Annotated in this window: 11 protein-coding genes; 6 read left to right on the top strand and 5 right to left on the bottom strand. The window is 54.3% G+C overall.

Annotation, left to right across the window (positions count from 1 at the left end; all coding sequences use genetic code 11):
* Window positions 1-44: 44 nt before the first annotated feature.
* Window positions 45-1,223: an RNA methyltransferase gene (locus DES29_RS05860; protein WP_113854570.1), complete on the top strand. Its 1,179-nt coding sequence runs from the start codon at window positions 45-47 to the stop codon at window positions 1,221-1,223.
* Window positions 1,220-1,861, top strand: a complete 642-nt coding sequence (locus tag DES29_RS05855) for a DUF805 domain-containing protein (protein ID WP_021995819.1) — start codon at window positions 1,220-1,222, stop codon at window positions 1,859-1,861. The genes DES29_RS05860 and DES29_RS05855 overlap by 4 nt, the downstream gene beginning before the upstream one ends.
* A gap of 92 nt (window positions 1,862-1,953) precedes the next feature.
* On the opposite strand, the gene DES29_RS05850 is transcribed toward DES29_RS05855, so the two are convergent.
* The 3 genes from DES29_RS05850 to DES29_RS05840 all read right to left on the bottom strand — a co-directional run bounded on the left by DES29_RS05850 (window position 1,954) and on the right by DES29_RS05840 (window position 5,221).
* Window positions 1,954-3,465, bottom strand: a complete 1,512-nt coding sequence (locus DES29_RS05850) for a tripartite tricarboxylate transporter permease (protein ID WP_113854569.1) — start codon at window positions 3,463-3,465, stop codon at window positions 1,954-1,956.
* A 17-nt stretch (window positions 3,466-3,482) separates the two neighbouring features.
* Window positions 3,483-3,944 (bottom strand): tripartite tricarboxylate transporter TctB family protein, encoded by a 462-nt coding sequence (locus DES29_RS05845; RefSeq protein ID WP_165649166.1) that lies wholly within the window; start codon window positions 3,942-3,944, stop codon window positions 3,483-3,485.
* A gap of 278 nt (window positions 3,945-4,222) precedes the next feature.
* Entirely contained in the window at window positions 4,223-5,221 is a 999-nt protein-coding gene (locus DES29_RS05840; protein ID WP_113854598.1) for a Bug family tripartite tricarboxylate transporter substrate binding protein, read from the bottom strand.
* A gap of 555 nt (window positions 5,222-5,776) precedes the next feature.
* On the opposite strand from DES29_RS05840, the gene DES29_RS05835 reads away from it, so the two are divergent.
* Window positions 5,777-8,332 carry a molybdopterin-dependent oxidoreductase gene (locus DES29_RS05835; RefSeq protein WP_113854568.1) on the top strand — a complete coding sequence of 852 codons (2,556 nt, stop codon included), beginning with the start codon at window positions 5,777-5,779 and terminating at the stop codon, window positions 8,330-8,332.
* A 306-nt stretch (window positions 8,333-8,638) separates the two neighbouring features.
* Here DES29_RS05835 and DES29_RS05830 read toward each other — a convergent pair whose 3' ends face one another.
* Both DES29_RS05830 and aroD read right to left on the bottom strand, forming a co-directional pair.
* Window positions 8,639-10,432 carry an FAD-binding protein gene (locus tag DES29_RS05830; protein WP_113854567.1) on the bottom strand — a complete coding sequence of 598 codons (1,794 nt, stop codon included), beginning with the start codon at window positions 10,430-10,432 and terminating at the stop codon, window positions 8,639-8,641.
* A gap of 75 nt (window positions 10,433-10,507) precedes the next feature.
* On the bottom strand, window positions 10,508-11,440 hold the full coding sequence (gene aroD / locus DES29_RS05825; RefSeq protein ID WP_021995815.1) for a type I 3-dehydroquinate dehydratase: 933 nt from the start codon (window positions 11,438-11,440) through the stop codon (window positions 10,508-10,510).
* 162 nt (window positions 11,441-11,602) lie between these two features.
* Between aroD and DES29_RS05820 the strand changes: the two genes are divergently transcribed.
* From DES29_RS05820 to DES29_RS05810, 3 genes are read left to right on the top strand one after another with little or no spacing between them, the layout of a single operon-like run.
* Window positions 11,603-13,360 carry a PhnD/SsuA/transferrin family substrate-binding protein gene (locus tag DES29_RS05820; protein WP_113854566.1) on the top strand — a complete coding sequence of 586 codons (1,758 nt, stop codon included), beginning with the start codon at window positions 11,603-11,605 and terminating at the stop codon, window positions 13,358-13,360.
* Window positions 13,357-13,989 (top strand): response regulator transcription factor, encoded by a 633-nt coding sequence (locus DES29_RS05815; protein WP_113854565.1) that lies wholly within the window; start codon window positions 13,357-13,359, stop codon window positions 13,987-13,989. Before DES29_RS05820 ends, DES29_RS05815 begins: the two co-directional genes overlap by 4 nt.
* Window positions 13,989-15,401, top strand: coding sequence for an FAD-dependent oxidoreductase (locus DES29_RS05810; protein WP_021995812.1), 1,413 nt, complete (start codon window positions 13,989-13,991; stop codon window positions 15,399-15,401). The genes DES29_RS05815 and DES29_RS05810 overlap by 1 nt, the downstream gene beginning before the upstream one ends.
* Window positions 15,402-15,410 lie beyond the last annotated feature (9 nt).

Below are 15,410 nucleotides of genomic sequence, written 5' to 3'. Positions count from 1 at the left end.
GCCACTTCCTTCACGGCCCCCCATTCGTATCCAGCAGCAGCTTCATGACTCAGACAGAACGCACTGATGCGTCGATCAGCTCCACCCCTTCTTCGGGCAGCCCTTTGGCGTACCCGTCGCTGGCCGCTTTTGAAGCGCACCTCGGTGCACTCGGAGCGAAGCCCGCGCATCTGCGCCGCATCTGCCGTGCTTGGCTGGGTTCGCCGAGTGCGGCATGGCCCGATGCGCTGGGTGCTGAAGCCGAGCAGCCTGCCCGCAGCCGGGCGGCTCGGCTGCCGGCGGTGCTTATGGCGGCCCTTGCGAACATCCGCAGCCGACTCGACGCTGTGCTGACGGTGCGCTCTCGCCATCCCGGAGCGGATCCGGAGAGTGAACGGCTGCTGCTCACACTGGCCGACGGTCAGACCATTGAAGAGGTGCTGCTGCCTCGTCGAGGGGTTTGCGTTTCCACTCAGATGGGGTGCGCCGTCGGCTGCGTTTTCTGCATGACAGGCAAGGGCGGTCTGGTGCGGCAGCTCTCCGACATGGAAATTGCGGCGCAGGCCGCGTTGGCTCGGCGTTTGCGTCCAGAGACCAAAAAGGTGGTCTTCATGGGGATGGGCGAGCCGTCACACAACCTTGACAATGTCCTTCGTGCAGCGGAGTTTCTGGCGCTCTACGGCGGATTCGGGCATAAAGACCTGGTGATCTCGACGGTGGGGGATGAGCGGCTCTTTGAGGCGCTCAATCGAATGTCTGCTCGTCCGGCACTCGCCGTTTCGCTCCATACCACCGATGATGCGAAGCGCCGAACGCTTTTGCCCCGCGGAGCAAAAATGACCGTGAAGGCACTCACCGAGGCAGCGGAAGCTTGGGCGCGGAAGACGGGCTACCCCACGCAGTACCAGTGGACGCTGATTCAGGGGGTAAATGACGGTGAAGAAGAGGTTAATCGGTTGATTGAACTGCTGACCGGCCATTACGCCATGGTGAATTTCATTCCTGTGAACGCCGTAGATGGGAGCGTCTATAGCCGCCCTGACCGCGAACATGCTGCCCATCTCGTACGCCGTTTGAAATCAGCCGGCATTGTCGCGACGCTGCGGGATTCCGCCGCGCAAGACGTTGACGGCGGCTGCGGACAGCTTCGCGCCCGAGTGCTTTCTGCTGAATCGAAAGCTCGTGCAGAGCAGGCCGTACGGCGGACCGCGACGCCATTTGATGATCGGAATTCAAACGCATGACTGCTCAATCTGCTTCGAAGGAAACGACGCTCGACTTGGTCGACCGTCAGGTCGAAACGCCGGTTTCTGCGGCGCGCCGGCGCCGTTACTGGCTTGTTTGGTGGCTTTGGGCTGTCTTTGGCGCAGCTGTATCCTTTCGCGGCATGCCCGCGGGGGGACTCCTCATCGCCTCGGCGGTGCTGACGGCGCCTTTCTGGGTGCTCTTTGCGGTCTGGCCGATTTTATGGCTGCGAGATCGCCGGCGTTCAAAGACGCTTTGGGCGGAAGAAACGGCTGTTCTTCTGGCTCCCAATCCGCAGCAGAGCGCATCGGACTCATCGGCAGACGCTCAAGGCGGCATTGCGCTGCCGGTCATTTTGGGTCATGAGCGTGAATCGTCGGGCAAAGGCATTCTCATTCCGATGCTCGGCTGGGAGGCGGCTTTCCCGACGCTTGAGCCCAAAAGGATGGGGCTTCACTTGGTGTCGGCCGATACGCTTCCCGGGGTTCACCTGCCGGCGCTCGAAGCCGGTGACCTGCTCGCTTTCTCTGGGTGGGACCAGTCCGCTCAGTCATTTGGCGCCTCGGAGGACGACTGGCAGGCGGCTCGCCGTTGGACGGAGCATCTGCGGACGGTGTTTGCCGGCAAAGTGTTCTGAAGCGCTCCGAAGAAAAACGTCCGGTTCGCCGTAAAACAGCAAACCGGACGACGCAAAAGTTGTATGGAAGCGGCCTCGTCAGGGGGCCCTCGCTAATCCTCTTCAGCAAATGCCTTTTCGCGTCCCGAACGCACGGCCGGGAGTATCACGATGAGAAGGAGAAGGGCTGAGACGGCGAGCAGACTGCCCGAAATCGGGCCGGTCACAAAGGTCGAAAGATCGCCGCGGGAGAGCAGCAGCGCTCGGCGCATATTCTCTTCGAGCATCGGGCCCAGGATGAAACCAAGGATCAGCGGGGCGCATTCGCAGCCCAGTTTATTGACGATCCAGCCAAAGATGCCGAAGCCGATAGTGATCCAGATGTCAAAGGGATTGTTGTTGATCGAATAGACGCCGATCGCGCAGAAAACGAGGATCGCCGGATAAAGCAGCCGATACGGCACGCGCAGAAGCCTCACCCAAAGACCGATCAGCGGGATATTGAGAATCACGAGGAAGACGTTGCCGATCCACATGGAAACGATGAGCCCCCAGAAGAGCGAGGGGTTGTTGGTCATTACCTGCGGGCCCGGAGCAATGTCGTGGAGCATCAGAGCGCCGATCATCAGAGCCATCACGGCATTAGACGGAATGCCAAGCGTGAGCATCGGAATGAAGCTCGTTTGTGCGCCGGCATTGTTTGCCGATTCTGGGCCGGCTACGCCGCGAATGTTGCCGTGTCCAAAGGGCGGATTGGCCTTTTCGCCGGCGAGCTTCTTTTCAAGGGTATAGGACGCAAAAGAAGAGAGCAGTGCGCCGCCGCCCGGGAGAATGCCAAGGAATGAACCGATCAGTGTGCCGCGGGTAATCGGGCCGGCAGAAATTTTGAGGTCATTTTTGGACGGGAGTACGCGGCCCACAGGAACGGGCTTGGCTTCTCGGTCTCCGAGCACATCCAGATTGCGGATGATTTCAGCAAAACCGTAGACGCCCATCGAGAGCGCGACGAAGTCAAAGCCGTCCATCAGCTCGTCAATACCGAAGACATATCGGAGCGCTCCGGAATTGACATCCATGCCGACGCAGCCGAGCAGAATGCCGATCAGGATCATGCCGACCGCTTTCAGGAGCGAGCCGGATGCAAGCACAACAGCGCCGACCAGGCCCAGGACCATCAGGCTGAAGTATTCGCGGGGGCCGAATTGGAAAGCGACTTGCGTGAGGGGTTCAGCAAAGGCGGCAATCACCACAGTGGCAAAGCATCCGGCGATGAAGCTGCCGATGGCGGCGATGCCGAGCGCAGCGCCGGCGCGGCCGGCAAGCGCCAGGCGGTGGCCGTCCAGACACGTCACCACTGCCGAAGCTTCGCCTGGGATGTTGACCAAAATGGCGGTGGTAGAGCCGCCGTACTGCGCACCGTAATAGATGCCTGCGAGCATGATGAGCGCTGTGGACGGGTCAAGCGCATACGTGATGGGAAGGAGCATCGCCACGGTGGCCACGGGGCCCATGCCTGGCAGTACTCCGACAAGCGTACCCAAAGTCACGCCGACGAAGCAGTAAAGCAGGTTCGTCCAGGTGACGGCGTTCTCAAAGCCGATAAGGAGGTGGTTCAGAAGATCCATGGTCTAAGTGCCTCCTCTCAGAAGAACGTCGGCCACATCGGCACGATCAGTCCAAGTCCGCCCACGAAAAGCAGCGCTGAAAGCGTCGTGAGAATTACCGCGGAAATAACAGCGTCGCGAAGGCGAAAGAGCGGGTGTGCACAGGAGGCGGCAATCACCATCAAGCTGATGGAGAGCACGAAGCCAAGTGTCAGGAGTGTTGCGGCATAGAGCGCAACACTTCCGAGAATGAGCAGGCCTGAGAACGGTCTGCCGAGCTCAATTCGGCCTTCTGAGGGCAACGCCGGCGTAAGGAGAAGCGATTTAACCGCGATGGCCAGTCCGGTGAGGATGATGCCTGTCGAAATGATGAGCGGGAAGTAGCCCGGGCCCATGCGTGAGAGGCTGCCGATTTCATTTTCGCCGAGTGTTGTCGCGCCGAACAGGCCGATCACGATGTAAAAAAGCCCTGCGGCGAAGTCTTTTTGATTTTTAATCATTGCGGTTGCAACCATTTCTTCGTGCTGAGCAGCAGACCGCATTGCAGGGGCGCGGATACGTGAACAGCAGGTCGATACGGTTGGGGTGTGGTTGTTTCCGCGCGCATTATAAAAATGCTGGCCTGAACAGGGAGTCGTTTGGGCTGCTTAGGGTGAAGCCAGAAGCGGAATTAACAAAAAAGCCAAAGGAGCCGGTTGATGGGTCAACAGGCTCCTTCTTCGGGAAGATTTTCAGAACGGCGAGGAGGTCATCGTTCTGTACACCGTATTGGAGTACATCAGTCGACGCGAGCGCCGGAAATCTTCACGAGCATCTTGTACTTTTCGGCCTCACGCTCAACCATGGCGGAAAATTCGGCAGGCGTGTTAGGCGCGGGCAGTGCGCCAAAGCTTTGGAATTTCTTTACGGTTGCCGGGTCACGCAGAACCGGAACGATGGCTGCGTTGAGCTCATCGACGATGTCATCGGGCGTTGAGCCCGGCACCATCAGACCGAACCACGTATAAATGTCGAAGTCGGGAACACCGGCTTCCTTCATTGTGGGGACGTCGGCGAGTAGCGGCGTGCGTTCTTCCGTGGTGACGGCAAGCGCGATGAGCTTGCCGGCATGAATGTTCGCGGCGGCGCTAGCCAGATTGTCGAAGATGAGGTCGGTCTGCCCCGAAATGACTGAAAGGAGCGCCGGAGAGGCGCCCGCAAACGGAATGTGAACGATATCGATGCCCGCCTTGTTTTTCAGGAGCTCACCGGCCATGTGCCCGGCAGAACCATTACCGCCGGAGGCATAGTTGAGTTTTCCTGGGTGAGCTTTGGCGTAGGCAATCAGGTCAGCCACCGATTTGACGCCGGTCTTTTCAGAGAATGCGGGCGTAATAACGAGAACGTTGGCTGCCGTGGCGACGAGTGTTACGGGTTTGAAGTCGCCCTTCGGATCGTAGGGCAGCTTCTTATAAAGCGAAGGATTGATGGCAAGCGTCGCCACCACGCCCATCACAAGCGTGTGGCCGTCACCCTTGGCGTGACTCACGTAGCTCATGCCGACATTGCCGCCGGCGCCAGGGCGGTTTTCCACGACCACCGTGCCGAGCACAGGCGAAACCGCATCAGCGATAGCGCGGGCAGAAACGTCGAGCGGGCCTCCCGGCGGATACGGCACAACGATGCGGATGGGATTGCCGCCTTCGCCTTTGAGCGCCGCTTGGGCGGTCAGCGGAAAGGATGCGGCAGTTGCGAGTGCCACCGCTCCGATGGCGCCCAACATAGTACGACGCTGCATGATGAATCCTTTTTTTGCAAAAAAGCTCTTCCTTATCTTGAAGAACTTTGATTTTTCAAAAGATGACGCCGTCATTCTACGAGTAGACGGCGTCCTTAATTATTAGAGCATGCTCGCGATCGGTGCGTTGTGCCCGTCGAAGGAGCGTTGCGAAGCCTCATGCAGGCTAGGGCAGTCCTCTTAAGAAAATGTCGCAGTTCTCTGAACGCGTTGGATTGAGTGCGGACGCCAGACGCATTTCTTCGGATGCTTTCCTCAAATAGATCGCCCAATACCGAGCGGAATCATTGATGACTGGATTATGTGAAAACGATTCTCATTTCGTACCTCATTTTAAGTATCGCTATTTAATACAAGAATAAGCAGTGGAATTACGAATTTAGATATCAATTCGTCACGATTAGAGTGGATTTCACAAGCCGGAAGCTGTGCATGAAAACACAATATTTTGTGATTTATGAGTTTACATTTCACAAAATAAAGAAAATTGATGCTGATAGAGGTCTATCCGACAAGCAGAGTTGCTGAGCTTGATAACATAAGGAGGGTCTTAATATGACAAATATTTCTCGTCGTCATTTATTCAAGACGGCAACAGCGGCTGGGCTGGCTGTCGGTATCCCGGCCACTCAAAAGGCGCAGGCGCAGGTATCTGATATCCGTAAGATTCCGAAAGAATTCACGGCAGGCCTCCAAAGCAAGATGGTGTATGAACCGGTGCCGGCAGCCGGTATTGATCTGAATACGACGGGCACCTTTGAGCAGGCCGCGTCCATTTTGAATGAAGGCGAGAGCATCAATGCATCGCACTGGGGCATCATGCGTACGGTCGTTCAAGGCGGCCGCATTACTCGTGTCAAACCTTTTGAGTTTGACTATGCGCCGAGCTTTGTTTTGGAGGGCCTTGCCGAACTGCCTTATTCAGAGGCTCGCATTCACTATCCGATGGTTCGTGAAAGCTACCTCAAAGATGGTCCGGCTTCTCGCGAACGCCGTGGCGAAGACCGCTTTGTGCGTGTTTCTTGGGAGACGGCTCTCGATCTCGCTGCCAAGGAAATTCAACGTGTGTATGACACCTATGGTCCGTCGGGCGTCTATGGGAGCTCTTACGGCTGGAAGTCCACTGGCAAGCTCAATCAAGCCACTGTTATCGTCAATCGTTTGCTCAATCTGATGGGCGGATTCTCACGCAGGCGCAATTCATACAGTCAGGCAGCCCATGCGTCGATCATGCCGTATGTTGTCGGCACTTCCAATCCGCGCATGACGACTTATGAAGTGATTTTGAAGCACACGGAACGTATCGTCTTTTGGGCCTGCAATCCGCTCGTGACAGCGGACGTCAATGCGGCTACGCCTTTGCACAACCATGCTGGTTATTTCCGCGCTCTTAAAAAGAAGGGCATCAAGACCTATTCCGTTAACCCGTTGGTGACGGATACCGCTGCCTATATGGATTCTGAATGGATCGCGCCTAATCCGGGTACCGACTGTGCGCTGATGGCTGCGATGATGTATGAGCTCGAAGTGACCGGCAAGGCTGATCATGCGTTTCTTGCCAAATACTGCTCCGGCTGGGAGGAGATGAAGAAATACCTCTTGGGTGAAGAGGACGGCGTGAAAAAGACGCCGGAGTGGGCGGCTGAGATCACGGGTGTGCCAGCGCAAAAGATCCGTGCCTTTGCGCAGGATCTGGCCGCACACCGCACGATGATTATGTTTGGCTACGGCATGCAGCGTGCACAGTACGGTGAACAGACTTCCTGGATGGTTGTTACGCTCGCGGCTGTACTGGGTCAAATTGGCCTTCCCGGCGGCGGCTTCGGCACTCGCTATCAGTCGGCAAGCGCGGGTTCGCCGGTCTCTAATGGCCCCATCATGAGCGGTCTTCCGGGTTCGCCCAAGCCAGTGCGCCCGGTTTTGCCGTGGAAATCTACAAAACTGCTTCCTGTTGCCGCTATCACGGAGGTGTTGGAACGTCCCGGGGCGACCGTTGATTTTGACGGTCAGAAATGCACCTATCCGGATATTCATCTGGTGATGTGGGGCGGCGGCAATCCGTTCTGCCATCATCCCGATACCTTCCGCCTTGAAAGGGCCTGGAAGAAGCCCGATACCGTGATCGTCGCAGACTATGTATGGTCTGCGACGGCTCGTCACGCCGATATCGTGCTGCCGGCCTGCACGACCTTTGAGCACAATGACATTACCAACATCGGCGCAGAAACCAATGACGGTCTGGTTGCAATGAAGCAGGTTATCAAGCCGCAATACGAGTCGCGCAGCGACTATTGGATTGGTACGCAGCTCGCTAAGCGTTTGGGGATAGAAGAGGCCTTTACGGAGGGCCGCACCGAAATGCAGTGGATCGAAAAGTTCTACAACGATTGCCGCAACAACGGTGCTCGAAAAGGCATTGTCATGCCGGAATTCAAAGATTTCTGGGAGAAGGGGTATCTCTTTTTCGAGGTGGAAGAAAAGGACCGAGAGTTTGTTTCCTTTAAGACATTCCGAGAGGATCCAAAAGCCAACTCCCTAGGTACAGAGTCGGGGCTCATCCAGATTTATTCACCCAAGCTCGCGAGCTATGGCTATGACGACTGTAAAGGCCATCCCAGCTACTTTGAACCGATTGAAGGTACCGCTAAAGCAACGAAGGAGTATCCGTTGGCTTTTGTGAGTCCGAAGTCACGCTATCGGATGCACAGCCAGCTCGACAACGTCAACACAGCCAGACGCGGGTCGGTTGAAGAACGAGAACCCGTTTGGATGAACCCTGCGGATGCTCAAGTGCGCGGCTTGAAAAATGGCGACGTCGTACTTGTGAAATGCCGTCGCGGAGCATGCCTCTGCGGGCTGCAGGTCAGTGACCGCATCAAGCCGGGCGTGGTTTCTATTCAGCACGGCGCTTGGTTTGAACCGGAAAACACGCCGGCAGGCCGCATCGATGTTCACGGCAATGCCAATACGATTGCCATTGACGTTATTACCTCCAAAATTGCCCGAGGCAATGTTTCTTCAACCGGCAATGTGGAAGTTTCGCTCTGGAAGGATGAGGTGCCGCCCGTTCGTGTTTTCAATCAGCCGCGCAGGGTGAACGCAGTCAAATAATCCAATCGCTTGAGGGACTAGCTTGAAAGGATTTCTAGTCCCTCAGTCTGCCTTGGCGAAGTTACAACAAACAGCGCGAAACATTCGCGCTGTTTGTTTGAGATGCCGTCGGGCAGCACATCTGGGAGCAAGTGATGAAAATCCTCTGTCCTCACCATGATTGTGAGTTGGATCTCGAGTTAATACGGTGTTTCTCAAACATCGCAGATAAATACGAAGAAGGGGATATTGCATGATCTTTTCGTCTGGACTTTTGCAATATCCCTTTAATATATCTACATTTAACGCTTAAAAAAGCTGCAGTAGCTATTTGATGGTTTTGACTGCTCCTTCAGCAGCGAGTCGGCCGGAAGTGACGGCCCAACCCATGTTGCCACCCGGAGGGGAGTCGTCGCCCATGGCTCCGCCGACAAGCTCTCCAGCCGCAAAGAGACCTTCAATCTTGTTTCCTTTGTCGTCAAGTACGTTGAAATCGTCGTTTGTTACGACTCCTCCCATCGTCGTCGCAAAGCGTGGCTGTTGTTCGATGATGTAGAACGGACCTTCCGTGGAGATTGTCTTTGTCATGAACTTGGTCGGTCGATCGAAGGCAGCATCCTTACCTGCTTTGACAAATCCGTTATAGGCGGCAGCTTCCGCAACAAGGTTCTTTGCATTAATGCCGAGTTTTTCCGCGGCAGCTTCAATTGTCTCGGCTTTGACGAGCAAGGGGCTTTTCTTACCGTCCTGCGCAATCCAGGTGTTGATCTCTCCCTCAGTGATGCCGCCAATGTTGAGTCCTTTTTTGAAGAGCTCGAACGTCGGCTGGTCCATCAGAATGTAGAGCATCGACTTAGGCTGTTTAAGCTCAACATTTTTGATCGCATTGTTGGAAGCCGTTTCACTGATGACGCGCTTGCCAGTTTTGGCAATCAAAATACCAGAACCTTTTTCAAAGGCATTTTTGTTCGCCCAGATAGTTGATTTGGCGATACCGGGAGCAACTTCAACGCCGTTCGGGTAAATCTTGCCAAGATCCATCATCTGCAGTTTGGCTCCGACAGCTTTAGCCATCTTATGCCCATCACCGGTTGAGCTGACAGGACCGTAGTAAAGCGACTGCTTGAGGTTCCCCGTAAGGAGATCTTTGGCATAGCCAAAGCCGCCGGTAGCAAGAAGAACTGCACGGGAGCGGATCGTATATTTCGTGCCGTCTGTACCCTCCGCTTCAACACCCACTACACGGCCATGTTCTTCAAGAAGTTTTTCAACGCGTGTACCCGTAAAAACTTGCGTACCGCTTTGCTTTACAAGGTCGAACATCAACTTCATATTTGCCGGAGCGCCGCCGACCCAACGAATACAGCGCGGTTTGCTGTACTCAGCTTCATTGGTGAAGCCGGCTTTTGTATCAATTTTCAGGCCTGTGTCGAGAAGCCAGTCGATCGTCGGACCGATTCCGTTTACATATAGCGAGAGCTTGCCAAGATCATTTTTCTGATGACCGTTCTTTAGGAGGTCTTGTCGCATGATTTCAGGACTGTCGTCAAGGACTCCAAGCTCCCTTTGCAGTTTGGAACCTTGGATCACGACAGTGCCGCCATTGATCGCTGCGGCGCCACCGACAAAGGGCATCTTTTCAACCAGAATGACTTTCTTGCCAAGTTGAGAAGCACGAATTGATGCAACTTGACCAGCACCACCGGCGCCTACGATTAAGAGATCGGTTTCAAGAGACTTCTTGGAGCCAGCAGTCTTCTTGATGGGAACAAGCGCAAGTGCATCTGGATCTCCACCAGCTTGTTTTACGCAGTCTGCAACGGCAGCTTTGATGGCGCTGCTCGTACGAGTTGCCCCGGAAATGCTGTCCACTCCAAGGCTCTGATTCTTAGTAATCGCATCAGGAAGTTGTTCGACAGCCGTCGAACCAATGCCCGGCGTTTCTTTGTTGGGGGATACCGTGATGGAGGTAATAGCGTCTTTTGAGAACTCAACGGTTACTTCAACGGGACCTCCCATACCGGGAGCGGATGCCTTATAGATGCCGGGAGTGTATGCCTGTGCGGTTCCCCAAGCCAAGGTGACAGCAGAGGCTAACGCTAAGAGAGCAAATTTGCGCATATGTTGATTTCCTATGCGTTGATCATTCAGAAAAATCAGCCCTTGAGGGCGGACGTTTGTGCTTTCCTTAGGTGATTAGGCACCTTTCGGGTACATTGCATCGTGAAGGATGTCCATGACTTTTTTCACGTCTTTGTACGGAATCTGGCCTGGGGCAGAGGGAATGCCACCCACCATGGCGAACGTGAGGTCCGAACCGGTAAATTCACCTGTAGCGCGAGAAAGCACGCCCCAGCGACCCATGGCCATCGTGAGCATTGGCTTGCCGCTGTAGTAGTTTCGCACTTTCCAGGTGGCGCTCATCAGGCGCAGTGCATCACCGGTGTTGTGTGCCATGACGGCGAGTTTGAGAATGTCGCTTCCCTCCTTTTCCTGCATAAGCAGACGCCGAATGATTTCGTCTTCCGACGGGGTCCACTTGAACTCATGGTCGGAAAACATCGCCACTTTACCTTTGGCTTTGGCAAGTTTGACAATTTCTCGGCAGACGGAGATATCTCGGAACTGTTCAATGTCGATCCAATCGACGGCACCGTTGTTGAGTACTTCCGTGTAGAACTGACCGTACCAGTCATCGGTTACATGACGACCGCCACCTTCGGTTTTGTCACGGAAAGTCATGAGGACGGGTTTATTGCCGGCGAGCTTGTAAGCTTCTCGAGAAAGATCGGCAAACTCCTTGCCAGAGAGCTCCCCGATGTAGTCAGGGCGCATCTCAATGGCGTCAAGTTCAGGCATCTCGGCATATTCCTTCATGAGCTTCAGAAAGCTTTCGGGCGTTTTTGCCGTTGTAGATGCAATCACTTTCGGCGTACCTTCACCAATGCGGCAATTTTTGATTTGAATGACCTGCTTGACGGGTTTGGCCCAGCCGCTTCGTCCGTTGCGAGTATCAACAGGCATGAGCTTATCGTCAGGACTGAGAACGGATGAAGCAAAAGCGGGAGCAAGGAATGCTCCGGCCATGCTGCCGGCAGCGGACTTGATGAGGGAGCGGCGATCGAACATGGCGGTTTCTCCTTGAAAAGCCTGTGCTGGGCGGATAGCTGCTCGAATTCGAGGTGCTCAGCACTTCTCGTGGTTGGCATTCAATCTAAAAGTCGCTCTGATTCCGAACCACCTACTTTGTGAGGTAGATGAAGTACAGGTGGCGTTCATAGAATCGAACCTATGAAGACGCTAATTGTCCTGCTCACCGTCATGCTGCTAATAGTTTCCTCTGCGCTTGCCGCAGAGAAGGAACGGGTGGTAGTCGGCATCGTGGACACCAATGAACCGGGATGGAGGGCGGAGACTCTTAACCCGACGATTGCGAGGCTTGAAAAGGCTCTCCCAGGCAGGCGAATTGAACTCTTAGAGCTCTCCGTTTACCGTACGATCGATGATGTAGGACGTATTCGCCCCGATTTCATCGTGGCACCAAGCGACGTCTTTCTCCAACTCATCAACGTTTACGGTGCTCAAGCGCTCGCCGTGCGCAAGACGAATCGTGCCGCTGATCCAGTACACTCCGTCGGTTCGACGCTGATTGTCCCCAGTACCAATACGACAATTCACTCGCTTGCAGATCTGCGAGACAAAACGGTAGCGGCTTCCCTGCCAGACAGTCTTGGCGGTTGGCTCGCATTGCAGGGAGAAATCCATCGGCAGGGATATGATGAAAAGTCGTTTTTTCGGGAGGTGCATTTTCTGACGTTTCAAATCCCGGACGTGATTACGAACGTGCTTTCAGGCAAAAGTGATGCGGGGGTGCTAAGTGCCTGTCAGCTGGAGAAGGCAACGGCGTCAGGTCTTCTGGACGAAGGGCGATTACGAGTCATCAACGAGCATCACTACGATGGACTCACTTGCGCACACTCCTCGTCACTCTATCCCGACCTTGTTTTTGGAGCCCTCAACTTTTCACAGCCGACATTGCTGAAGGATGTGAGCATTGCGTTGCTTACGATGCCTGAAGAGCCCACTTTTTCCTGGCAGATTGCAGGAAAGTTTGACGAAGTCGCTTCGCTCTATGCCACGCTGCAGATTGGGCCATGGGCCCCGCCAGAATGGACACTTAAGGAATTCATTCATCGCTTCAGTCGTGAGATCGCACTCGGCATATTGGGAATTGGCTTGTTGCTTCTCAATGAAGTGCGGCTTAACTGGTTGGTGAATCGTCGTACTCGAGACTTGAAGGTAACGATTGCTGAGAAGGAGGCAATTGCTAGTCGGGAAGCGGCGATGGCCAAGCGCATCAATAGGATGGAAAGAAATACGATCGCTGCACAGATGTCTTCCATGATCGCTCATGAACTTAAGCAGCCCGTGGCGGCAATCGTGAATTACATCGCGGTGACGAAGTTGAGGCTTGAAGTACTCTGCGTCGACGATGACCAACTCGATGAAACTGCAGAAAGCATCGAACGTGAGGCCTTCCGCATTTCAGCGATCATTGATCGTGTGCGCTCATACGTGAAACGCCCGGATGCTCATCACGCACCTTGCATGCTCGATGGGATCGTCCAAAAAGCCTTGATGAGTCTCTCGCACTATTCTGACCTCTCGCCTCTTGTGCGAGTTGAGCATTTAGCCTCCAATGCCTTCATTCAGGGTGATGAATTAGAGCTTGAAATCCTATTGCTTAATCTCCTCAAGAACGCGGCTCATGCAGTCTCGAGCCGTGTTGATGGGATGATTTGGGTGTCTGTTACTCTGGTTAACGGCAACTATCGTCTCTGTGTGGCAGACAACGGTCCAAAACTGGATGATGAAGCGTTTGCGCGTCTCACTCAGGCTAGTGACTCGACCTCCGGAGGACTAGGGTTGGGGCTGGGCATCATCCGTAGCATCGCTGACGCACATTCGGCAACTATTGTTATCGAACGGCTTCCTGCGGGAGGAATACAGGTTTTGGTTGATTTTGAAGCATTGGAGGGAGACCGATGACCACGACGCTTCCGCTCATCCGAATCGTTGACGACGACGAGGAACTTCGCAACTCACAGAAGATGCTCCTTGCGTCCGTTGGTTGGAGCGTTAAGACCTATGAGAGCGCTCTCGCTTTTTTGTCCGATGATGAACTCACTCGGCCAGGATGCCTCATTCTCGATGTTCGCATGCCTGGCATGACAGGACTCGAACTGCAGCAGGAGCTCATGCGGCGTGAGATCAAAAATATTTCGATCATCTTTCTTTCTGCTCATGGCGACATTGCGATGGCAACCCATACGATACGGCATGGAGCCGTCGACTTTCTTGAAAAACCAGTTCAGCCGCAGAAGCTACTCCAACGAGTGACGACAGCAGTTGCACGGACCATTCAGAAGACGGCACGAGAAGAGGAGTTGACAGACCTGCGTGAAAGACTTGGCAAACTGACTGGGAGAGAACGTGAGGTTGCCAAACTACTTTCTGAGGGTATGCGAAACAAGGAAATCGCCCGATCGCTTGGTATTGAGGAAACAACAGTCAAGATGCATCGAGCAAACCTGCAGGCCAAGCTTGGCGTGAAGAGTACTGCTGAACTCACACGGATTTTTATTACGGTTGAAATTCTCAGCAGGGAGAACTGCTGATGTTGAGTCGTAGAGATGTTCTGTTTGTATTGGGAGCGCTTCCTGCAATGACGTTCGCAGCGGAATCAACTGCTGAAAACTACGATGTCATTGTTGTAGGGAGCGGTGCTGCCGGGCTCTCTGCTGCAGTGAGTGCGGCACAGAACGGGTCTAAGCGAGTCTTGGTTTTAGAAAAAACGCCGACTTTAGGTGGGCACACCATTCTTTCGACAGGCTATATGAGCGTTCTCGTGCACGATGGTGCAGATGAAGCTACATACACAAAAGCTGTTGAACGAATAATGGAAGTTTTTCTAAAAACCGGAGAAGGACGAGGCAATCCCCAACTCGTCCGTCAGCTTGTGGAGAAAAGCGAGGATGCACATCAATGGCTTTCTTCTCTTGGACTGGTCTGGACGCCGCAGTCCTATCAGACTTTAGCCGGTCTCACCTCGCGCAGTTTCATTCCCAGTCTGGTGAGAGCGGGGTATGACTACATCGTTACGCTTAACAAGGCCGCGCGCATGCATGGCGTGACGACACTTCTGAACGCCGAAGCCAATTTGCTTTATGTGACGCCTCAAGGCGCTATCTCTGGCATTCGAGCACGAGTCAATGGCGTGGAGAAAATGTTCACTGCCAAAGCCATCGTTCTTGCTACTGGCGGTTTCGGCGGTAATGTTGCCATGCGGGAACACTATGATCCTCGGCTGGATGCAACTTTCACGACAACAGCAGACCCTTATCGAGAAGGTGCAGATCCGGCGACTGGTGACGGTATTGTCCTCGCACGGAAACTCGGCGCAGATTTGGTTGACATGGACTGCATCCAAATCATTCCCTTCTGGGGAGGTCGGCTCACGGACTATGTTGGTGCCGATATTTATCTCACCGGGGAAGGCCGACGCTTTGTCAATGAGGGGGATTCGTGGAAACATATCGCATCAAAGATTTGGCAGTTGCCTAATCGAGAATGCTGGGTCGTTACAGATTCACAATCTTCGAAGGGAGCCAGTCGCTCTGTAAAGCTCATGAAGGACATTGTGCAAAAAGCCGACAGCATTGAGGAGATGGCTGCCGGGATGCAGGTCTCGCCACGAGTGCTGAAGGAAACGCTTGAACGCTACAACCGTTTCGTGCGCGAAGGTGTCGATTTTGATTTCGGGAAGACCACATTTACGCAGGATATTTCTCAGCCGCCGTACTACTACGGCAAGGAACACCTTTATGTTCACTATTGCTGTGGTGGTCTTCGTTTTGACGAACGTGCACGCGTTCTGCGTAAAGACCTCTCGGTGATTCCCGGCCTTTACGCAGCAGGAGAAGTAACGGGAGGTCTTCATGGGGCCGACCGAGTAGGCGGATGGGCGATTACCGATTGTATTGTTTACGGACGGATTGCCGGAAAGGAAGCAGCAACCCAAACTCGTTGAAAAGGTTGA

This window comes from Sutterella wadsworthensis (assembly GCF_003315195.1).
GTDB lineage: Bacteria > Pseudomonadota > Gammaproteobacteria > Burkholderiales > Burkholderiaceae_F > Sutterella > Sutterella wadsworthensis.
Note: the sequence above shows the minus strand (reverse complement) of the source record. Positions and strands in the feature narration are given on the sequence as shown.

Excerpts from the sequence above, each read along its gene's own strand:
- DES29_RS05860 (WP_113854570.1), top strand. The coding sequence starts at position 45 with ATGACTCAGACAGAACGCACTGATGCGTCGATCAGCTCCACCCCTTCT.
- DES29_RS05855 (WP_021995819.1), top strand. The coding sequence starts at position 1,220 with ATGACTGCTCAATCTGCTTCGAAGGAAACGACGCTCGACTTGGTCGAC.
- DES29_RS05850 (WP_113854569.1), bottom strand. The coding sequence starts at position 3,465 with ATGGATCTTCTGAACCACCTCCTTATCGGCTTTGAGAACGCCGTCACC.
- DES29_RS05845 (WP_165649166.1), bottom strand. The coding sequence starts at position 3,944 with ATGATTAAAAATCAAAAAGACTTCGCCGCAGGGCTTTTTTACATCGTG.
- DES29_RS05840 (WP_113854598.1), bottom strand. The coding sequence starts at position 5,221 with ATGCAGCGTCGTACTATGTTGGGCGCCATCGGAGCGGTGGCACTCGCA.
- DES29_RS05835 (WP_113854568.1), top strand. The coding sequence starts at position 5,777 with ATGACAAATATTTCTCGTCGTCATTTATTCAAGACGGCAACAGCGGCT.
- DES29_RS05830 (WP_113854567.1), bottom strand. The coding sequence starts at position 10,432 with ATGCGCAAATTTGCTCTCTTAGCGTTAGCCTCTGCTGTCACCTTGGCT.
- aroD (WP_021995815.1), bottom strand. The coding sequence starts at position 11,440 with ATGTTCGATCGCCGCTCCCTCATCAAGTCCGCTGCCGGCAGCATGGCC.
- DES29_RS05820 (WP_113854566.1), top strand. The coding sequence starts at position 11,603 with ATGAAGACGCTAATTGTCCTGCTCACCGTCATGCTGCTAATAGTTTCC.
- DES29_RS05815 (WP_113854565.1), top strand. The coding sequence starts at position 13,357 with ATGACCACGACGCTTCCGCTCATCCGAATCGTTGACGACGACGAGGAA.
- DES29_RS05810 (WP_021995812.1), top strand. The coding sequence starts at position 13,989 with ATGTTGAGTCGTAGAGATGTTCTGTTTGTATTGGGAGCGCTTCCTGCA.